Origin of the sequence: Bacillus sp. SD075 (assembly GCF_017355165.1) — a bacterium.
Taxonomy (GTDB): domain Bacteria; phylum Bacillota; class Bacilli; order Bacillales; family DSM-1321; genus Peribacillus.
The window spans coordinates 22,170-41,181 of sequence record NZ_JADILK010000025.1; the positions used below are offsets into that span (position 1 = coordinate 22,170).

Below are 19,012 nucleotides of genomic sequence, written 5' to 3' on the forward strand. Positions count from 1 at the left end.
CCTTTCTGTAGTTTGAACGGTCCTCGAAGTTGATCACCACCTAGGTTTTCGCACCATGATCCTCCATATCTTTGATCCTTGGAAGAATGGAGCGGGAAGGTACCGGGGATGTCAAAACCACGGATGTATTCAGATGACCATAGGGTATCAATCGATCTATCAGTAATCTCATGCTGTCCATATCAGCTAAAGCCGCTTTCAAAAAATATCCAACTGTTCCTGTTACACGATGGCACTCGATAATGTCTAAATCATTTTTCACCAATTGCTCAAAATCGGAAACTGGAACCTTAAGTTCACTCACCTGAATGAACACAAGTACACCCCTTCCTATTGCCAGAGGTGAAACCCTCGCACTGAACCCTTCAATGATCCCTTTTTCTTGCAGGCGATACATACGTTCAGAAATGCTAGGTCGACTGAGGGCCAATTTTTTCGATAGTTCACTAATCGTAATGCGTCCATCCATTTGTAAAAGTTCCAGTAAACTGACATCTATTTCATCCATGAAGCAACCGCCCTTTCATAATGAAGGAATATAAGCTTATATTTCTTTAAAATGTTGTATGGATAGCGAAAAATACATTCTTTTTTGTATGTAAATTTACCAGTTAATATTTTATCATTAAAATAATCAAATGGAAAAAGAAAATTCAGAATTTACCAAAGGGAGGAACCTGCATTGACCTTTACGAAAATCCCGGTTCGACAAAACATCGAAAGCATTAGCCCATATGTTTCCGGCAAGCCAGTTGAAGAAGTGCAACGTGAACTTGGTCTTGAAACGATCGTTAAAATGGCATCCAATGAGAATCCATTCGGTTGCTCGACTCTAGCAAAAGAAGCCATGCTTACCGAAATGGGGCAAACTTCCTTTTATCCTGAAGGTATGGCTCCTGCTTTAGCTGAAAAGCTGGCAAGGAAATTGAATGTCAATAAAGATCATATCATTTTAGGTAATGGATCTGATGAAGTGATCCGTTTGTTAACAAGAACCTATATCCAACAAAATGATGAAGTCATCATGGCTGATGTGACATTTCCACGATATGAAACGAATGTATTGATTGACGGTGGTGCACCTGTAAAGATACCTCTTATTAATGGTGTACATGACCTGCAGGGGATGTATGATGCCATAACAGAAAAAACAAGAATGATATTTGTCTGTAACCCTAATAATCCGACAGGAACAATCGTTCAAAAAGAAAAGTTACGCACTTTTATCGAGAAGGTGCCAAAACATATTTTACTGATCGTTGATGAAGCATACTATGAATATGTAGATGATGCCGAATATTTAGAAACCTTACCACTTCTTAATATTCATTCAAATCTGGTTATCTTACGGACTTTTTCAAAGATTTATGGACTGGCTGCATTAAGGATTGGATACGGTTTAATGGATGCTTCCATCATACAAGAGCTAGTTAAAGTGAAGGAACCTTTCAATACCAATCGTTTAGCACAAGCTGCGGCATTCGCTTCCCTCGACGACCATCCATTTGTTGAGAAATGTGTTCGTAAGAATGGAGAAGGAAGAAGATATTTAGAAAACGAACTAAGCAAGATGGGTTTAACATTCTTCCCTTCACATTCCAACTTCTTGATGGTCAAACTGAACCAGCCTGGCAGGGATATTTTTGAGAAGTTATTAATTCAAGGTGTCATCATCCGTTCCGGTCATTTGTTAGGCTATGAAAATACTATCCGCGTGACCATCGGCACTCCGCTTGAAAATGAGAGGTTCATAACCTCCTTACAACATATAGTCAATAAAACGTCAGGTACATGAACGCTCGAAATGAAGTGGCAGTATATTGATGATTATTAATGAAAGATACGGCATGGACGCCTTTACCCATGCCGTATCTTTTCCGTGTATTTTATTTAGCGATATCCTTTTCTACTATATTTGTTCCCTGTTCATCCACACTTTTAAATTTAAAAATCGAAATCGAGATTAAGGCAGCCAACACAATCAGGCAAGCAATGATACTGATCCGGTTTTGTTCACTGAACACGAACGTGACACAAATGATGCTTAAGGTGATTATGGCAAACAAGGTTACATATGGAAATCCCCATACTTTGAAACTCGGAGCTTTTGGATATGAATTGCGAAGTTTTAGCTGCGCTAAACAGATGCTGATCCATACTAGTGATACTACAAAACCTGGAAATGCCATTAATAAAGTGAATGCCTTGTCCTGTGCAACGAAAGTAATCATGGAGCCTACGACCAATACAAATGCACTTAATATCAAACTATACAAGGGAACGCCATTTTTTGATACATATGAGAACGACTTGGGAGCTTCCCCTTCTGCAGCTAAAGAATGAAGCATTCGAGTACACCCATATATTCCAGAATTAGCGGCAGATAAGACGGCCGTAATCAAAATGAAATTCATGATATGTGCAGATCCCTGAAAACCGGACATTGACAAAACTTGTACAAACGGACTTGCCTGGTCGCTAATTTCGTTCCAAGGAATCAAACCGCATATTACAAGAATCGGTAAGGTGAAAAATAATACGACTCTCCAAATATAGTTTTTAATGACCTTCGGTAAAATGCGTTCCGCATCCTTTGCTTCCGTTACCGTTACTCCTATTAACTCGGAACCACCATACGAAAACATGACGATCAGCAATGCCGAAAAGATGGACATCCACCCATTTGGGAAAAACCCTCCGTGCCCTGTGAAGTTTTGAAGATAATTAGATCCGCCGCTTGGGATGACTCCAAATAAAATGCAGGCTCCCAATATGATGAATAAGATGATCATTGTAATTTTTATGCCAGCAAACCAAAATTCGAATTCACCATAATTTTTGACATTCATCATGTTGATCCCAATGATGAAAGCCGCACACCCTAAACTTAATATCCATAGCGGGATTGCTGGGAGCCAATACTGCAAGAAGCTTCCTGCCACCACTACCTCAATGACACATACGGACAGCCACATGAAACAATACATCCACCCTATGATGAAAGAAAAGCGTTTACCGAATGCTTTTTGAACGAAACCTTTCATATTCGTATTGGGATAGACAATTGCCATTTCTGCTATGGCACCCATGACTACAAGCAGTAATATTCCTGCAAAAATATAAGTGAATATGACTCCTGGCCCTGCTAACGATATGGTTTCGGCACTTCCCTTAAAAATCCCAGTACCTATCGCCCCTCCCATTGCCATCATGCTAATATGCCGCGGCAATAATTTCTTTTGCAGTGACCCACCATTTGATTCCATTACATTTGCCTCCTTCATTCCATAATTTTTTCGTATAATAAAATCAAACCCATTTCAATCATTGAATGGCGAATAGATAGGTTATCTCATCAACCGTCATGGTTTAGGAGTGGAAGGGTGCAAAGCCTTCTTGAAAAATCTTCTCCTACCACCAAAGTAAAAATGATATCAATATGCCGTTAGTTTTACAAGAGGAATCATTACAGGCTAAAATGGCTCCAGTTTGGTCAAACGCCGGGTCTGATCTTCGAAATGGAGTGAATTTGAGGATTGCCTAGCCTTACAGGGCCAATGACAGGTTGCTGACTCCAAAAAAATACACTCTAATCGGGGACTACATTGGTAATCCCCATGATTTTACATTTTTCCTTATTTATTCACAATGTTAATCGCATGTCCCAAAACTGCCTCAGCCGCTTCCATCCACCCTTCAGACAAAGTTGGATGTGGATGCATGCTGAGGGCTATATCTTCGACCCTAGCCGCCAGCTCCAGGGCAAGGACCCCTTCGCCTATAAGGTTGGAAGCATCAGCCCCTACCATATGCATTCCGAGCAATATATGGCTATTAGCATCCACGATCACTTCAGCAAATCCCTCTGTTTCATTCGTTGCAAGCGCCCTCCCGTTAGCACTGAATGGAAATTTGCCGATCTTGACGCTGTATCCCATTTGTTCAGCTTCTTCACGGTTTAAACCAACCCCAGCTATTTGTGGGTCCGAGAAGATTACATAGGGAACATTAGGTGAGTCAACGGCACTTGGCAACCCCCCTATCACTTCAGCTGCCACGATTCCCTGTTTGGTCGCTCGATGGGCCAGAGCCGGTCCAGGTGTCGTGTCACCGATGGCAAAGATGTGCGGCACATTTGTCCGGCATTCCATATCCACTGTTATATGCCCTTTTTCACCAACCGAAACTCCAGCGCGATTCAGGCCAATTTCTTCAGTGTTAGGTATCCTGCCAATTGTAACCAAGGCCTTTTCGCTCACGACCACTTCCGCCCCCTTATTTTCCGAGAATAGATGAAGGTGTACATGACCATCCACTACACTCGCCTTTTCTACCCTCGAGGATGTTTTGATATCCATCCCAAGCTTCTTGGCATTCCGGGTGACTTCCTTAACCAGGTTTTCAGCAACTTGTGGGAGTATGCGATTAGCCATCTCAATGATTGTCACTTTAGTGCCTAGCTTTGCAAATGCCATACCCAATTCAATTCCGATATATCCTCCGCCAATGATCGACAAGCTTGATGGGACTTCCTGCAGTTGCAAAGATGATGTTGAATCCAATATATATTCTCCATCGACTTTAATGAAGGATGGAATGAAAGGTCTGGACCCAGTCGCAATAATTGCCTGCTCAAACTTGTAGGTTTCAAAATCGCCATCGGTTTCGACTCCAATACGGTCATCAGATAAAAAGGTTGCTTGACCTTTAACCACCGTCACTCCATTTTCCTTACACAAATGGGCAATACCTTGCTTCAACTGAGAAGTGATGCCCGCTTTCCAATCCTGCCAAACCCCCAAGTCCATAGTCGTTCTTTCCTGAGATAGCCGGATTCCCATTTTCCCTAAATCGTTAAGCCTTTGATATTGATCAGCTGCGTGAATTAATGCCTTTGAAGGTATACAGCCCCGATTAAGACAAACCCCGCCCAGCTTATCCCTTTCAACCAGCACGACTGATTTCCCTAACTGGCCGAGACGGATTGCCGCAGCATATCCTCCCGGACCTCCTCCCATGATGATAACATCCGTCTCTACAGCAACTTCCCCTACTACCATTTATCTCATCTCCACAACTAAACGAATTGGATATTCCAGCAATTCCTTGATTCTATTGGTAAAATGCACCGCTGTTACCCCATCAATCAAACGATGATCGAAGGAAAGAGACATATTCATCATTAAACGGATAACACCTTCCAAATCGCGAACGACCATGCGATGTTCCATTTTATGCAAAGCTAATATGGCCGCTTCCGGATAGTTAATGATCGGGGTCGCATGCATCCCTCCGATTGGTCCTACATTGCTTATGGTAAATGTACTGCCTGTGATTTGATTAATGCTCAACTTCCCTTCACGGGCTTGGGCTGCCAATTTCCTGATTTCATCAGCCAGTTGGAAAATGTTTTTTTGATCAGCATGTTTTATGACAGGAACAATAAGACCCTCTTTTGTATTCGTCGCAATCCCAATATGATAATAATTTTTCAGAATGATTTCATTGGTCTTTTCATCAATGGAAGCGTTTAATGTTTTAAACTCCTTTAAGGCGATGACAATGGCTTTAACGAAAAATGGCAAGAAGGTCAATTTAATATCCTTATCATCGGAGTACTCCTTCAATTGATTTTTAAATTCCTTCAATCGGTCCATTTCCAATTCATCTACATGGGTTACATGAGGAATGGTTGAAACAGACTTTACCATATGTTCAGCGATCTTTTTACGAATGCCCTTAAGTGGGATCCGTTCTTCCCGCTCATCCTCCACCCCTTTTGCCTGGATGGCATCCTTTATTGGGGACAGATTTTGAAGAATCTTTTCATCATTATGTTTGGCATTTCCCCTTGTAATCGAATTATTTTCTTTAAAATGCTTCACGTCACTTTCGGTAATTCGACCTGCTGGACCGGAGCCTTTAACCTTCTCGATATCAACCTTCATTTCCCTCGCCATTTGACGCACGAATGGCGTTGCCAACGCACGAACTGCCTCATGATACGGTTTAGTCGCAATAGGCTCTGCATTTACTTTTACATCAACAGATCGCATGACTTGGATTTCCTCTTCAATAATGCCTGTATCCGGCGCTGGCATACCGTCCTCTTCTTGAATTGTGAATATAGTGGTTCCCACTTCCACGATATCCCCTTCGGAAAAAAATATTCTCCTGACCACTCCCGCTGCGGGTGCAGTCAATTCCGCATTGACTTTATCCGTTTGCACTTCAACAATGGGTTGATCCTGTTTTACCGCATCCCCTTCTTTGATGAGCCATTGGATAATTTCCCCTTCATGCATCCCTTCCCCTACATCAGGAAGTTTAAATTCCAACATGCGTCTTCCTCCTTCTCTCTTAATCATCCATTAAAATGATATCGTTTCGACTATTCCTTGTTTTACACGGTCAACAGTCGGTAAATAATGATCTTCTATTGTAAAAGGCGGAACCGGGACATCAAATCCTGTTACACGCTTAATCGGCGCTTTCAGGTAAATAAGGGCTTCATCATTAATGATGGAGATAATCTCCGCACCTAATCCGGCAGTCTTATGGGCTTCATGGACGATTAATGCACGACCTGTCTTTTTAATGGATTGCACGATCGTATCCCTATCTAAAGGGTATAATGTTCGAAGATCGACCACTTCACACTTCCAGCCTTTTTCTGCTTCAATCTTTTTCGCGGCATTCATTGCCTCTCTTAACATGGCCCCCCATGCAATAATGGTCAGGTCGCTTCCTTCCTGGACCACTTTCGCTTGACCGATTGGTATTCGGTACATGTCTTCAGGAACTTCTTCCTTAAAAGCCCGATACAATTTAGTCGGTTCCAAAAAAATCACCGGATCAGGATCTTCGAGCGCAGAAATGAGCAGCCCTTTTGCGTCATATGGATTACTGGGTGCAACCACCTTTAAACCCGGAGTATGGGCAAAAAAGGTTTCAACACTTTCGGAATGAAGTTCAGGACCCCTGATTCCGGCACCATATGGCGTGCGGATTACGAGGGGCACCCCAAATTGCCCACGAGTGCGATACCTCATACGGGCAGCATGGGAAACGAGTTGCTCGAATCCCGGATAAATAAAGGCGAGAAACTGGATTTCCACTATGGGCAGCATTCCGTTAAGGGCTAAACCAATGGCAGAGCCGATGATTCCGGATTCAGCTAATGGTGTATCCACAACTCGATCTTTTCCATATTTCTCATAAAGCCCTTCCGTCGATCGAAAAACTCCGCCATTCACTCCAATATCCTCACCCAAGATCATCACGCGATCATCATGACCCAGCATTTGGTCCAGCGCTTCCGTAATAGCCTGGAGCATCGTTAGATTTTTGCCCATTATTTTTTCCCGCCTTTCCTTAAGATTTGGTTCAATTCCTGCTTTTGTTCCTTTAGAAGCCATGTCTCTTCGGCATATACATGGTTAAACATATCGAGCGGGTCGGACTTCGGATACCCTTCGGCTTGTTGAAGGTGAGCATCAATCAGCTCGTGGAATTGTTTTAAAACCAATTCCTCCTGCTCTTCTTTCCAGTGACCCTCTTTAATCAAATACTTTCTAAGACGTGTAATGGGATCCCGGTTTTCCCTCCAGAACGTTGAAACCTCGTCCTGATCGCGATATATGTTCGGATTGTCTGCTGTAGTATGGGCTCCGTAGCGAAACGTAATGGCCTCGATTAATGTAGGTCCTTCCCCTTTAAGCGCTCTTTCGACAGACTCCTTTACAGTCAGCCATACTGCGAAAATATCATTTCCATCCACTCGGACCCCATGGATGTCATAAGCGGCAGCCCGCTGGGATATTGTTTTGGATGCCGATTGCTTATCAAAAGGTACACTGATCGCGTAGCCATTATTTTGGCAGAAAAAGATTGTTGGGGTTTTATAAATGCCAGCAAAATTCAGTGCCTCATGAAAGTCCCCTTCAGATGTTGCTCCATCACCAAAATAAGCCATGCTAACATTCTTTTCGCCTTTAATCTTACTTGCCCAAGCCGTTCCAACTGCATGAACCATTTGAGTGGCAATGGGAACACTTGGAGGCAATATCCTTTTTCCTTCTGGACAAATTGAGCCATCAAAATGCGCCATCCAGTATAGGAATACACGGTATAATTCCTGCCCATGGATGATTGCCGCTCCATGATCACGATATGTGGGAAACATCCAATCCCCTGCTGACAACGCTAAAGCACTTCCTACCTGGGATGCCTCCTGTCCTTCGAAAGGTGCATAAGTCCCAATCCTGCCTTGGCGCTGGAGATTAATTGATTTTCGGTCAAATGTTCTGAGCAGGAGCATGCTCTCATACATCTTTAACATCAATGATTTATCGATTTTTCCATCAATCGTTTCAATGATTTCCCCATCAGGGGTCAATACACAAAACATTTCCGGCTCTTCTTCATTTGAATGCGCTTTCATTATTGGGTTTCCCGTCTTTTCCATATCATTTCTCCCCTTAAGATAGATTTGTTTCGCAAACTTACCAAGGTTTTGAACAGTCATGAAATAACAGCCCAAAATTTTTTTTTGGTCTTTATGTCTGTGATTAAATGCTGCTTCATTAACTACATTTCCTTATATAAAAGGATAATACATCCAAGTTTTTAATAATATGTTAAATAGAATGAATTTCTTGCATATTACCTTTATTTAGCATATGTTTTCTGATACTTCACCTTCATTTTGAAAATGGGGACCATTCATGTGAAATTTTCATCGAAAACCACCAGAAATCCTACCGATTTTTGGATATGCTCGATCGATTCAAGACATTTCCTTGCTTGCTGCCTTGCAGGGGTTACCTTCATCTAAACAGTATCCAGCACAAAAAGACCCATTATATAATTATGGGTCTTTTTTGCATTTCATGATTGATGGGGTTATTACACGCACGCGGAATAGCACCTGCCATATTTCCTTTTTCAGCTTCATCATATTAGAAAAATCTATTTTTCAAATGTTCCTTTAACGACTGCTTTACCATCTTTGACAACGACCTGCCCCATCGCGATCACACTATTTATTTCTAAAGATTGTTTCTTCATCATGATGATATCGGCGTCCATACCTACCGAAAGCTGTCCCTTTGCAGAAAGTTTTAAAATGTTTGCAGGATTTTCCGTCACAACTCTTATGGCATCGGCAATTGTCACTCCATCCTCGAGGACCGCATCGACAACACAGTCATATAAAGACCTGCAAGTACCAATGCTCAACCCGCGTAGGTTTCCTCTGTCATCGAAGTCAGGCAGGCTGGCTTGGCCATCTGAAGTTATGGTGATCTGCTTGATTTCAACCCCTTCTTCCAGTGCCCTTTTTATTGCTGTACTTGCTTTGACCTCCCCTTCTTCAAGGAACTTCTGGATCGTACTTGTCGTAAAATCGATATACCCCCCTTTTTTTGCATATTCCACCCCTGCATTGAATAGATGCGGATTTCGGTTTATATGTGTAGGGTAGAATTGAGTGATCGGTATTTCCGTTGTCTCAACAACTTCTTCAATTACATTCAAATGATCTAGACTGTCGCCGACATGAATGTTGACGATACCGCTTTTCCCGGACAACAGACCTCCATTACGCGCCTGAGAGGCCAGTTTAGCCAGTTCTGCTGCAGTCGGCTGCGAAGAACGATGATCGGCAATGGCTATTTCACCTACACCGATTATTTTATCAACAAGAATCAAATCATCTTCGATCTTACCGGTTAACGTCTTGACTGGAACTTGATAGGAACCAGTCTGAACGAAACAGCTAATTCCTTCTTCTTCAAGCGCTCTCGCTTTAGCAAGCAGTGCCGGCATCGTCCTTGTCGTTCCATCAGTTCCGATGACCCCTACCAATGTCGTTATACCCGCTAGAGTGGCATCTGTTAATTGGATTTCAGGAGTCCTCGTTTTAAAACCCCCTTCCCCGCCTCCGCCGATAATATGTACGTGTGCATCGATAAAACCCGGAGCCACGATCTGGCCACTCGCATCAATCACTTCCAATTCAACGAAATTGGCAGGTGGATCAATCTTGTCCTCGATGAAGCCAATTTGCTTTCCGACCAAGAGGATATCTTTTCGGCCCATATATTCCGGACCGTAAAGCTCCCCATTTTTAATAAGTGTGAGCATTGTTCCTTCTCCCTTCAAAAATTGAAATTTTCAAATAGGTTTCAAAAGCTTTTTACACGGGTAAATATACAACATAACCCGCTAACAATGACATAAAAAAGACCAAACATTACTTGTTCATTTTTAAAAGTTGTAGCTGAATCGACATCTTGATTATGCTTTCCAAAAGTATAAAAACAAAAGGAGTTAACGACATGAATAAAGTGATTTCATCCGACATTAAAACAAATAAAAGATTATCCATGCGACAAATCATGAACCTATATCAAGTTACAAAAGAATTTAAAGGGAATATATATTTTATTTGCAACCATAAATTGGTCGATGCCAAGAAACTTTCGACTTTCGTATCATTTGTGCTCATTCTTCAAGAGTGTGCAACGATGAAAGTCATCCTTGAAGGTGTGAATGTACATGCCATGCTTGAAAAAGTACAGGATATTTGTACAGAAAATGATGAAAAGGCATACGGTTTCCAATCGAACCAAACCGTAAATATTTAATTGATCCAAACTACGTTATGAAGAGGGTGTTTAGAAATGAGAACCATCTTAATGGTAATAGGAGCAATCGTCGTTATCGGCATAATAGTAAATTTCATTTTTTAAGAATGACGAAAACTGTCAATGAATGACGGTTTTTTTCTTTTAAAAAAACGTTTTAGTTGTTTTCGGAAATCCGCTCCCTTTCCGCAGACTGTTTTCCCAGTTATTCGGCAGGAGTGTCGCAAATTTCTTCAATTTTATGAGAGTTTCATAAAACATAATAACCATTAAGGGTAACCTAGTTTTGTTTTAAGCTCATGGTTCGAGGTAAAACCTTTCCCCTTTTTGCAACAAACTGAGACTGTCAAATGTTTGACAGTCTCAGTTTGTTAATTATATTTAAAGAGCGTGGCCATACTTCCTTCTGAGAATCACCACGGGACCTCCCAGTCCCTCCATTTATTCAAACCTTCCCGTATTTCATTTCCTTTATCAATCCAATATTGTCTCCTTTTCTCCTCTTCTTCCTTATCCTTTTGCTCAGCTATATGTGCCTGTTGTTCAGCTATAAGCGGACCGATATCTTGAGCTTTAAAAGATTGAGCGGCTTGATTCTGTAAAGCTTGCGACATTATTTTTTGAAAGATGAGTGCACTTCCCTGACTGCTGTGTGTCGTTAGATAATGTTTTTCATCCGTCTTATCATATCCAGCCCACACAGCACCGACCAGCGTAGGTGAATAACCGATGAACCATTGATCTTTAACCCCTGATATTCCTTCGATGGGAACTTGTGTGGAACCTGTTTTACCTGCTATTTCATAACCGGAAACAGCCGCGTTTTTCGCTGTGCCATATTCTACTGTTCCAAGCAGCATGGCATTCATTTTGTCGACGGCGCCTGCAGTGGTCACTTTGGTGTTTTTCTCTTTCCAGGCGGCTACCTCTTTTCCATCGGCATTTTCTATTCTTACAATGGCATGGGTTTCCATCCGTTCCCCTTCGTTGGCAAAAGCTGAAAAGGCTCCTGCCATCTGCAGCGGGGATACACCTTTTTTCATTCCTCCTAAAGCTATCGACAGGTTTCGGTCATCTTTGTCATATGGAATCCCAAACCGCTTAAGTGAATCAAGACCTTTATCGATGCCAATCTCATTCAGTAGCCAAACCGTTGGTACATTCAAGGAATTCATCACCCCTTCATACATGGGCACTTCTCCTTTATATTCACCACTCAGGTTTGTTGGCTCATATTCACCGAAGCTCATTTTTTCATCCTTTAAAGGGGCAGTGATATCATATCCCTCTTCAACCGCTGGTGTGTAAACGACAAGCGGTTTAATGGATGAACCAGGCGACCTTGTCAGCTGGGTTGCCCGGTTAAATCCCATGAATTGATGCATACCTCTCCCACCGACAAGTGCCTTTATGCCACCCGTTTTGGGATCAAGGAGGACGGACCCGCTTTGAACCAGTTCTTCTGTACTTGTTCCAACTGGAAAATTGGCATCATTCTCATACACAGCTTCAGTAGCCTGCTGCATCGATTGGTCCATAGTCGTGTAAATTTTATACCCCTTTGAAAGCAGCTCCTCAAGCTTAATCCCATATTTACTCGATGCTTCCGATAAAACATGATCGACATAATAAGGATACTTACCTCTTAACGGATCGGTTTCCTTCTCCCCCATCAGAAGTGTCACCGAATCTTTTTTTGCAGCTCCTACTTCATCTTTCGTCAAATAACCATGTTCCGCCATTCTGGAAAGGACCAAATCACGCCGCTTGACTGCCCCGTCTAAATTCTTGTATGGGTCAAGTTTGGATGGCAAATTAATGACACCTGCCAGCAAAGCACCCTCGGCAACGGTCAATTCTGAGACCTCTTTGGAGAAATAAATATTTGCAGCCTTTTTGATTCCCCATGCCCCATGGCCAAAATAAACTTGATTCAAATACATTTCCAGGATTTCATCTTTTGTATATTGGTTTTCAACTTCCTGGGCTAGAAAAAACTCTTCTATCTTCCTCTTCAGTGTTCGATCCGATTCAAGCATCGTGATTTTCACAAGCTGCTGGGTGAGCGTGCTCCCGCCTTCAACAACACTTCCAGCCTTCGCATTTTTAATCAAAGCCCGTAAAATCCCCTGATAATCTATGCCGTGATGTTCATAAAAACGGTGATCCTCAATGGAAACCACCGCTTGTTTCATATGTTCCGGTATTTCATCTATCGCAACACCTTCGGATTTATTTGCCGTGATCGTACTGGCAAGATTCCCATCCAGATCATAGATTCCTGTAGGTTGCTGAAGATTATTTTCAAGATGGCTTATATCTGCCCCCTGCCTGAAATACAATAGTGAACCGGCGCCTAAAACCACAATTGCCAATATTATAATTAGACCTAATTTCACTAACCCTCTCATTTGTACCCCCATTTTCCCATCTGCGATATGTTTCATTAAAAATATTTTACCCTTTTTATTAAAGAAAACTCGTCGATTGAATAAAAGGCGCCCTTTTCTTGTAACTCTAAACTCCCGGATCGGCATCCTTGCCGATGATATTCCTTCATCGTCTGAGCATAGTTAAAATGAAGGACCAATTTCATCCTACCATTTTAACTATGCTCGTATCTATCCTTTGCCCGTAAAAGCCAATCTATATACCGATTAAAGGCGTGAAGCCTTATAAAATTGGGTATAACTATTTAAGGTCTTATAACGGGGAGAGATGATATTAATGAAAGACTTAAAACATATTATCGTCGCTTTTGATGGAAATGAAGAGAGTAAGCGAGCCGTGGAATATGGAGCAACATTGAAAAAAGCCTTTCCAAAAGCCAAGTTGACCGTAGTTCATGTCCTAAATGATAAGGTTGAACAGCGTATCATGGGGAACGCCTCGGCTCCGGGCTATGTACCTGCTGCCGGATTTTATGTGGATCCAGTCCAGACACATCCTGCTGTTGAAGGTGATCGGCCAGTACATCAAAAGGTAAATGACACCCCTTCCGTCGTCGAAAACAGTATTCAGAACGCAGAAAATAATACGTTGAGATTGTTAAGTGAATGTCAAGTCAAGGGGAAATTCGAAATATTAGAAGGATATGCTCCAGATAGCGTATGTGACTTTGCCGCAAGAACTTCAGCTGATCTTATCGTTGTCGGCAATAGCGCTAAAAGCGGTTTGGAAAAATTCTTCCTTGGCAGTACAAGTAGTTCCATTGCGAAAAACGCACCCTGCTCGGTATTCATTGCAAAATGAAGATTGAGCGGGTTCGCTCTGAATGGCCCGAGTAGAGCATTCTCCGAAAAAAGGCCGGATTCTATAGGAATCCTGCCTTTTTGTTAATAGGATTTTTTCAGTCATACATTTGAAGCAACCGAATAACACCGGGGCGCCAATGGCTGCCCACCCCCACATTAAGTGCTAACTATCTGGTTCAACGTCTCTGAACTAGAAACTTTCACTCTCAGCCTTTTTTGGCTCCCCTTGTGGAAGTATTTAATTTTCAATCATCGGTTAGAATACAATTAAAGTAAATGTTCATGTTGACATTCCCATTTTATGGCAACATCCTTTCATTTATCCAACTTCTTTACAGACCATCAATACACCTGCTATAAACCAAGTTAGATGGCTAAATACGACAATTTTTCTATAGACTCACTAAGGCTTGATTTGGTATCTTTATTAAGCCTAATTTACATTGGGGAGGGAATGGACATGGATAAACATTCGATTTCAGCTGAAAAAGGCGCTTACATAAGCATTGCCGCTTACATATTCTTGTCTGCTCTTAAATTGTCATTTGGTTATTTCGGTGATTCTAAGGGGCTTTGGGCTGATGGTTTAAATAATACGACCGACATCATTGCCTCCATAGCCGTATTGATTGGCTTAAAAATTTCAAAGAGACCTCCTGATGATAATCATTCATATGGGCATTTACGGGCGGAAACTGTAGCCTCGTTGGTAGCTGCCTTCATTATGATCACCGTGGGCCTTCAGGTTGTATTCAGTGCCATAGAATCTTTCTTTCACCAAAATTCAACAATCGTTCCCAGTATGCTGACGGGTTATGTCGCTCTATTATCTGCAATCTTCATGTACGGAATATACCGTTATAACTTATCATTAAGTAAAAAGATCAACAGCTCTTCCATTTATGCCGTTGCACAGGATAATCGTTCTGATGCCCTTGTCAGTGTTGGTGCTTTCATTGGAATCATCGGTACTAAGATGGGCATCCCTTGGCTGGATGCGATAGCTGCAGCAGTCGTGGGAATCATTATATGCAAGACGGCCTGGGATATCTTTCGTGATGCCTCCATCTCTTTAACCGATGGTTTCGACGAGCAACTCCTGCAAAAGATCGGACAAACCATTATATTGACAGAAGGTGTTAAAGACATGAGCGAAATTAAAGCCCGGATGCACGGAAGTGAAATCCTGCTCGAAACCACCGTTCATGTAAACCCTCTTTTGACCGTCATTCAAGGACATGATATTACGGTTAAAATAGAAGAAAATCTTTTGAAGGAATATAATATCCAGCATGTGATCGTCCACATCGAACCCTATGCATTTCAAAAAAAAGGTAACCGCCATTAGCTTTACGGATACCTTTTTTTGTTATTAATCCCTGTAATTTTTGTAATAAAACTGTGTCAAAAAAAGGGATTTATTGATTGATTGCCGAATATTTATCCAATTGACACATGTTAAAAGAGCAGTAATCTGTTATCATGAAAACGAGATGTAATTATTTTGATATTTTGTAATTTTATTCAATCAAAACATTTTCTGGGTCAAAATCAAATTCATTTTCCTACAGTATGGAGGGCAAAATGGTATCTAATCGAGAAATGACCATTCACTTTTTATCTTCTCAAAAAAGCAGTATCATTTCCAAATGGAAAGATGAGATGCTGCATTTACCGGACGGATATCTGGGGTATTTTAAAGGAGAAGTGGAAATTATTTTTAATCTGCTAATGGATCAGTTTGGAAAATCGGATACTGAAATAGACGATGTACTGAAGGTCGTAGGGGGAAAAATTGCGTCTGATCGAGTTAATAAGCAATTGGATATGGAAAATTTCTTTTCCACTGTAACCATCGGGAGATCCATCATCATAGAGCACATTTTGAATTCCGAAGCATCCAAAGAAGAAATATCGGATCTAATTAAGCAAATAAACGTTTACTTCGATAAACTCATTCATTTTGCATTATCCCATTATACCGAATTGAAAACGATGGAACTTGAAGAACGCTATCAATTCATAAGCCCAAACCATAAAGACCGATTGACGCTCCTTGGCCAAATGACCTCAAGCTTTGTCCATGAATTCAGAAATCCACTGACTTCCATCATGGGATTCATACAATTGTTACAGGCCGAACAACCAGAGATAAAATACCTTGATATCATTTCAAAGGAATTGGATCAGCTCAATTACCGGATCACACAATTCCTTAATATTTCCAAAAAGGAAACTTCAGCATCACCACCTGATCTATTTTCCATTGCTAGACTTGTTAATGAGGTAATCGAATTTTTATATCCCAGCATTTTGGAAGTTAATGCTTCCATAACATGCAATATTGCCGATGATGCCCTCATTTCCGGTTCTAAAGAAGAATTCCGGCAAGTTTTACTTAATATTATTTTAAATGCCCTTGATGTAGTTGCAGGGATGCCTTCCCCATCCATTTATATTTCAGGCTCTGAATCACCGCCCGGCATACTTACCTTAAATATATCGAACAATGGGCCGAAGATACCTGACGACGTCCTGCCTAATATTTTTGAACCATTCATCACCACAAAAGAAAGAGGCACGGGATTGGGATTATTCGTCTGTAAAGAAATCGTCCTAAAGCATCAAGGAAACTTATCCTGTCACTCTACCGATTTCCTAACGACCTTTTCCATACAATTGAAAACTAAATAATGGTTAAATATCCTTTTTTCCTTAGGTTTTTAGTGTGAAATTTTTGACTGATTGACGTCCAGTTACTTATACTAATAGGTAGGTTCCACTACTAATCGAGGTGAATGATCCTATAGATTGAAAATAATAAAAAGCATAATTTTCATACAAGATAGACGAGACTTATTTTTCATCTAACATTTATACACTACTATCATTTCATTCATTATTGGTTTTGGGAGGTGACTGGGATAATTAAATCGATCGGTACAGCTGTCGATTTAATTAAGTCCCACACTAATTGGACATATTAAGTTTTTTATTGGTCATTATTTTAATCGCATTAACTGCCTTTTTTGTAGCTTCGGAATTTTCAATCATAAGGGTCCGCAGCTCTAGGATTGATCAATTGATTGAAGAGGGAAACAAAAAAGCCATTGCGGCAAAGAAGGTTACATCCGATCTTGATGAGTACCTATCCGCGACACAGCTTGGAATTACCGTTACTGCCCTTGGATTGGGGTGGCTAGGACAACCGACCATCCTCAAAATGGTTGGGCCATTATTCAATGCCTTGAATATCCCTCAAGAAGTCACAAGTATTCTGACATTCGTCATTTCATTTTCCCTGATTACGTTCCTGAATGTGGTTGTAGGTGAATTGGCTCCAAAGACGGTTGCCATCCAAAAGGCTGAACAAGTGGCCTTGGCAATTGCCGGCCCGCTGATCTTTTTCCATAAGATTGCCTTTCCCTTCATCTGGGCCTTGAATCATTCTTCCCGATTCGTTGTCGGTTTATTTGGCTTCAAGCCAGCATCCGAAAGCGAAATAGCACATACGGAAGAAGAATTGCGTTTCATCCTATCAGACAGCTATAAAAGCGGAGAGATTAACCAGTCGGAATTTAAATATGTAAATAACATCTTTGAATTCGATGATCGAGTTGCCAAAGAAATCATGGTTCCAAGGACAGAAATCATGACCATATCCAAAGATGAAACGGTACAAAAATTCGTCGATGTGGCCAAATCGGAAAAATACACTCGATATCCTGTTGTCGAAGGTGATAAAGACCATGTCATCGGCTTAGTGAACTTAAAGGAAGTTTTCTCGGATCTTATTAAGAATCGGGAAATCCATATTAAAGCGATTGAAAATTACGCTCGTCCGATCATTCGGGTAATGGAAAATATACCCATTCACGATTTACTGTTAAAAATGCAAAAAGAACGCATTCATATGGCTATTTTGATGGATGAATACGGCGGGACTTCCGGACTTGTCACGGTCGAGGATATCCTTGAGGAAATCGTTGGGGAAATTCGTGATGAATTCGATATCGATGAGGTTGCCTCGATCAGAAAAATTAAAGATGGGCATTATATTTTAGACTCTAAACTTCTTGTAAAGGAAGTGAATGATCTACTTGGCATTCACTTAGAAGAAGATGATGTCGATACTATAGGCGGATGGGTCCTTACAGAAAATTATGATGTGAATGTAGGGGACATCATGGAAAAAGACGGATTCTGCTTTAAAGTGATCGAAATGGAAGATCACGCCATTCGTTCTATCGAAGTGACAAAAAAGGTCGTACAGCTTCCTCTTGAAGAAGACCTTACCCAAGGATAATGATTAAAACAGCCACGTAAAAGATGATTTTACGTGGCTGGCTGCTTTTTCTTGCTCATTTATCGGGAAACCGTCCCATTTTTTTGACCGTAACGATTGGAGGTGTACTCTTTTTTTTCCTTAAAATATACAGCATGATGAAGATAAAGGAAAAACCAGCAGCCGGAATTAGATAAGGTTCAGTTATTTCACGGATTTGCTGCCAATTCTCACCGAGGATCCTTCCTAAGGCCAGGAACAATATTGTCCAAGGAATGATAGCTGCAACCGTATAAAATATAAACTTCCATACGGACATCCTCGCAATTCCGGCAGGGATGGAAATTGCATGACGAACCACTGGAATGAATCGAGCCGTAAAAATCACGCCTACGCCATACCGTTGAAACCACTCTTCAGCATTTACAATATGATTTTCTTTAATTAAAATATATTTTCCATACTTCAAGAGAAAGGGCCTTCCTCCATAATAACCAGCCCAATAGAGAAATAGTTGTGCCATCGTCCCGCCTGCCACACCTGCAAGAACAGCTCCCCAAAAATTCATTTTCCCCAGGCCGACCACATAACCACCGTATCCGAGAACAAGCTCACTCGGGATGATTTCAACCATCAGCCCCAATAAAATCCCCATATACCCCATGTCCGCAAACCCATTCAATATCGTCATCATAAGTTGTGAAATCATGCTATCGGACTCCCTTACCGCTAATTTCATATTGTTTGTCCTTCTATCCTATTTCAGCTCATGACGTTCTATTCGATTTTTCCTATCCATCTTCAGAATGCATAAAAAAAGACCA

The 19,012-nt window shown here is 41.3% G+C and carries 15 protein-coding genes; 6 read left to right on the forward strand and 9 right to left on the reverse strand.

The window, feature by feature from the left end:
* Positions 1 to 40: 40 nt before the first annotated feature.
* A complete protein-coding gene (locus IOC57_RS16245) occupies positions 41 to 508 on the reverse strand; it encodes an Lrp/AsnC family transcriptional regulator (RefSeq protein ID WP_207439708.1) in 468 nt (155 codons plus the stop codon).
* A 174-nt stretch (positions 509 to 682) separates the two neighbouring features.
* Here IOC57_RS16245 and hisC point away from each other — a divergent pair, with 174 nt between their 5' ends.
* Positions 683 to 1,795 carry a histidinol-phosphate transaminase gene (gene hisC, locus IOC57_RS16250; RefSeq protein WP_207439709.1) on the forward strand — a complete coding sequence of 371 codons (1,113 nt, stop codon included), beginning with the start codon at positions 683 to 685 and terminating at the stop codon, positions 1,793 to 1,795.
* Between the two features lie 91 nt (positions 1,796 to 1,886).
* Here hisC and IOC57_RS16255 read toward each other — a convergent pair whose 3' ends face one another.
* From IOC57_RS16255 to iadA, 6 genes are all read right to left on the reverse strand, one after another.
* Positions 1,887 to 3,266, reverse strand: coding sequence for an amino acid permease (locus IOC57_RS16255; protein ID WP_207439710.1), 1,380 nt, complete (start codon positions 3,264 to 3,266; stop codon positions 1,887 to 1,889).
* 369 nt (positions 3,267 to 3,635) lie between these two features.
* Positions 3,636 to 5,060 carry a dihydrolipoyl dehydrogenase gene (gene lpdA / locus IOC57_RS16260; protein ID WP_207439711.1) on the reverse strand — a complete coding sequence of 475 codons (1,425 nt, stop codon included), beginning with the start codon at positions 5,058 to 5,060 and terminating at the stop codon, positions 3,636 to 3,638.
* Positions 5,061 to 6,341, reverse strand: a complete 1,281-nt coding sequence (locus IOC57_RS16265; protein ID WP_207439712.1) for a dihydrolipoamide acetyltransferase family protein — start codon at positions 6,339 to 6,341, stop codon at positions 5,061 to 5,063. It abuts the gene before it with no gap.
* A 30-nt stretch (positions 6,342 to 6,371) separates the two neighbouring features.
* Positions 6,372 to 7,355, reverse strand: coding sequence for an alpha-ketoacid dehydrogenase subunit beta (locus IOC57_RS16270; protein ID WP_207439713.1), 984 nt, complete (start codon positions 7,353 to 7,355; stop codon positions 6,372 to 6,374).
* Entirely contained in the window at positions 7,355 to 8,467 is a 1,113-nt protein-coding gene (gene pdhA, locus IOC57_RS16275; RefSeq protein WP_286184929.1) for a pyruvate dehydrogenase (acetyl-transferring) E1 component subunit alpha, read from the reverse strand. Before pdhA ends, IOC57_RS16270 begins: the two co-directional genes overlap by 1 nt.
* 503 nt (positions 8,468 to 8,970) lie before the next feature.
* Positions 8,971 to 10,146, reverse strand: coding sequence for a beta-aspartyl-peptidase (iadA, locus tag IOC57_RS16280; RefSeq protein ID WP_207439714.1), 1,176 nt, complete (start codon positions 10,144 to 10,146; stop codon positions 8,971 to 8,973).
* 194 nt (positions 10,147 to 10,340) lie between these two features.
* On the opposite strand from iadA, the gene IOC57_RS16285 reads away from it, so the two are divergent.
* Positions 10,341 to 10,649, forward strand: a complete 309-nt coding sequence (locus IOC57_RS16285; RefSeq protein WP_207439715.1) for a hypothetical protein — start codon at positions 10,341 to 10,343, stop codon at positions 10,647 to 10,649.
* Between the two features lie 413 nt (positions 10,650 to 11,062).
* Here IOC57_RS16285 and IOC57_RS16290 read toward each other — a convergent pair whose 3' ends face one another.
* Positions 11,063 to 13,060, reverse strand: coding sequence for a transglycosylase domain-containing protein (locus IOC57_RS16290; RefSeq protein WP_207439716.1), 1,998 nt, complete (start codon positions 13,058 to 13,060; stop codon positions 11,063 to 11,065).
* Between the two features lie 316 nt (positions 13,061 to 13,376).
* On the opposite strand from IOC57_RS16290, the gene IOC57_RS16295 reads away from it, so the two are divergent.
* The 4 genes from IOC57_RS16295 to IOC57_RS16310 all read left to right on the forward strand — a co-directional run bounded on the left by IOC57_RS16295 (position 13,377) and on the right by IOC57_RS16310 (position 18,209).
* Positions 13,377 to 13,901 carry a universal stress protein gene (locus IOC57_RS16295; protein WP_207439717.1) on the forward strand — a complete coding sequence of 175 codons (525 nt, stop codon included), beginning with the start codon at positions 13,377 to 13,379 and terminating at the stop codon, positions 13,899 to 13,901.
* Positions 13,902 to 14,363: 462 nt separating this feature from the next.
* Positions 14,364 to 15,251, forward strand: a complete 888-nt coding sequence (locus tag IOC57_RS16300) for a cation diffusion facilitator family transporter (RefSeq protein WP_207439718.1) — start codon at positions 14,364 to 14,366, stop codon at positions 15,249 to 15,251.
* Between the two features lie 236 nt (positions 15,252 to 15,487).
* Positions 15,488 to 16,597 (forward strand): histidine kinase N-terminal domain-containing protein, encoded by a 1,110-nt coding sequence (locus IOC57_RS16305; RefSeq protein ID WP_207439719.1) that lies wholly within the window; start codon positions 15,488 to 15,490, stop codon positions 16,595 to 16,597.
* A gap of 280 nt (positions 16,598 to 16,877) precedes the next feature.
* Positions 16,878 to 18,209 (forward strand): hemolysin family protein, encoded by a 1,332-nt coding sequence (locus tag IOC57_RS16310; protein WP_207439720.1) that lies wholly within the window; start codon positions 16,878 to 16,880, stop codon positions 18,207 to 18,209.
* Positions 18,210 to 18,264: 55 nt separating this feature from the next.
* On the opposite strand, the gene uptA is transcribed toward IOC57_RS16310, so the two are convergent.
* A complete protein-coding gene (gene uptA, locus IOC57_RS16315) occupies positions 18,265 to 18,894 on the reverse strand; it encodes an undecaprenyl phosphate transporter UptA (protein WP_207439737.1) in 630 nt (209 codons plus the stop codon).
* Positions 18,895 to 19,012 lie beyond the last annotated feature (118 nt).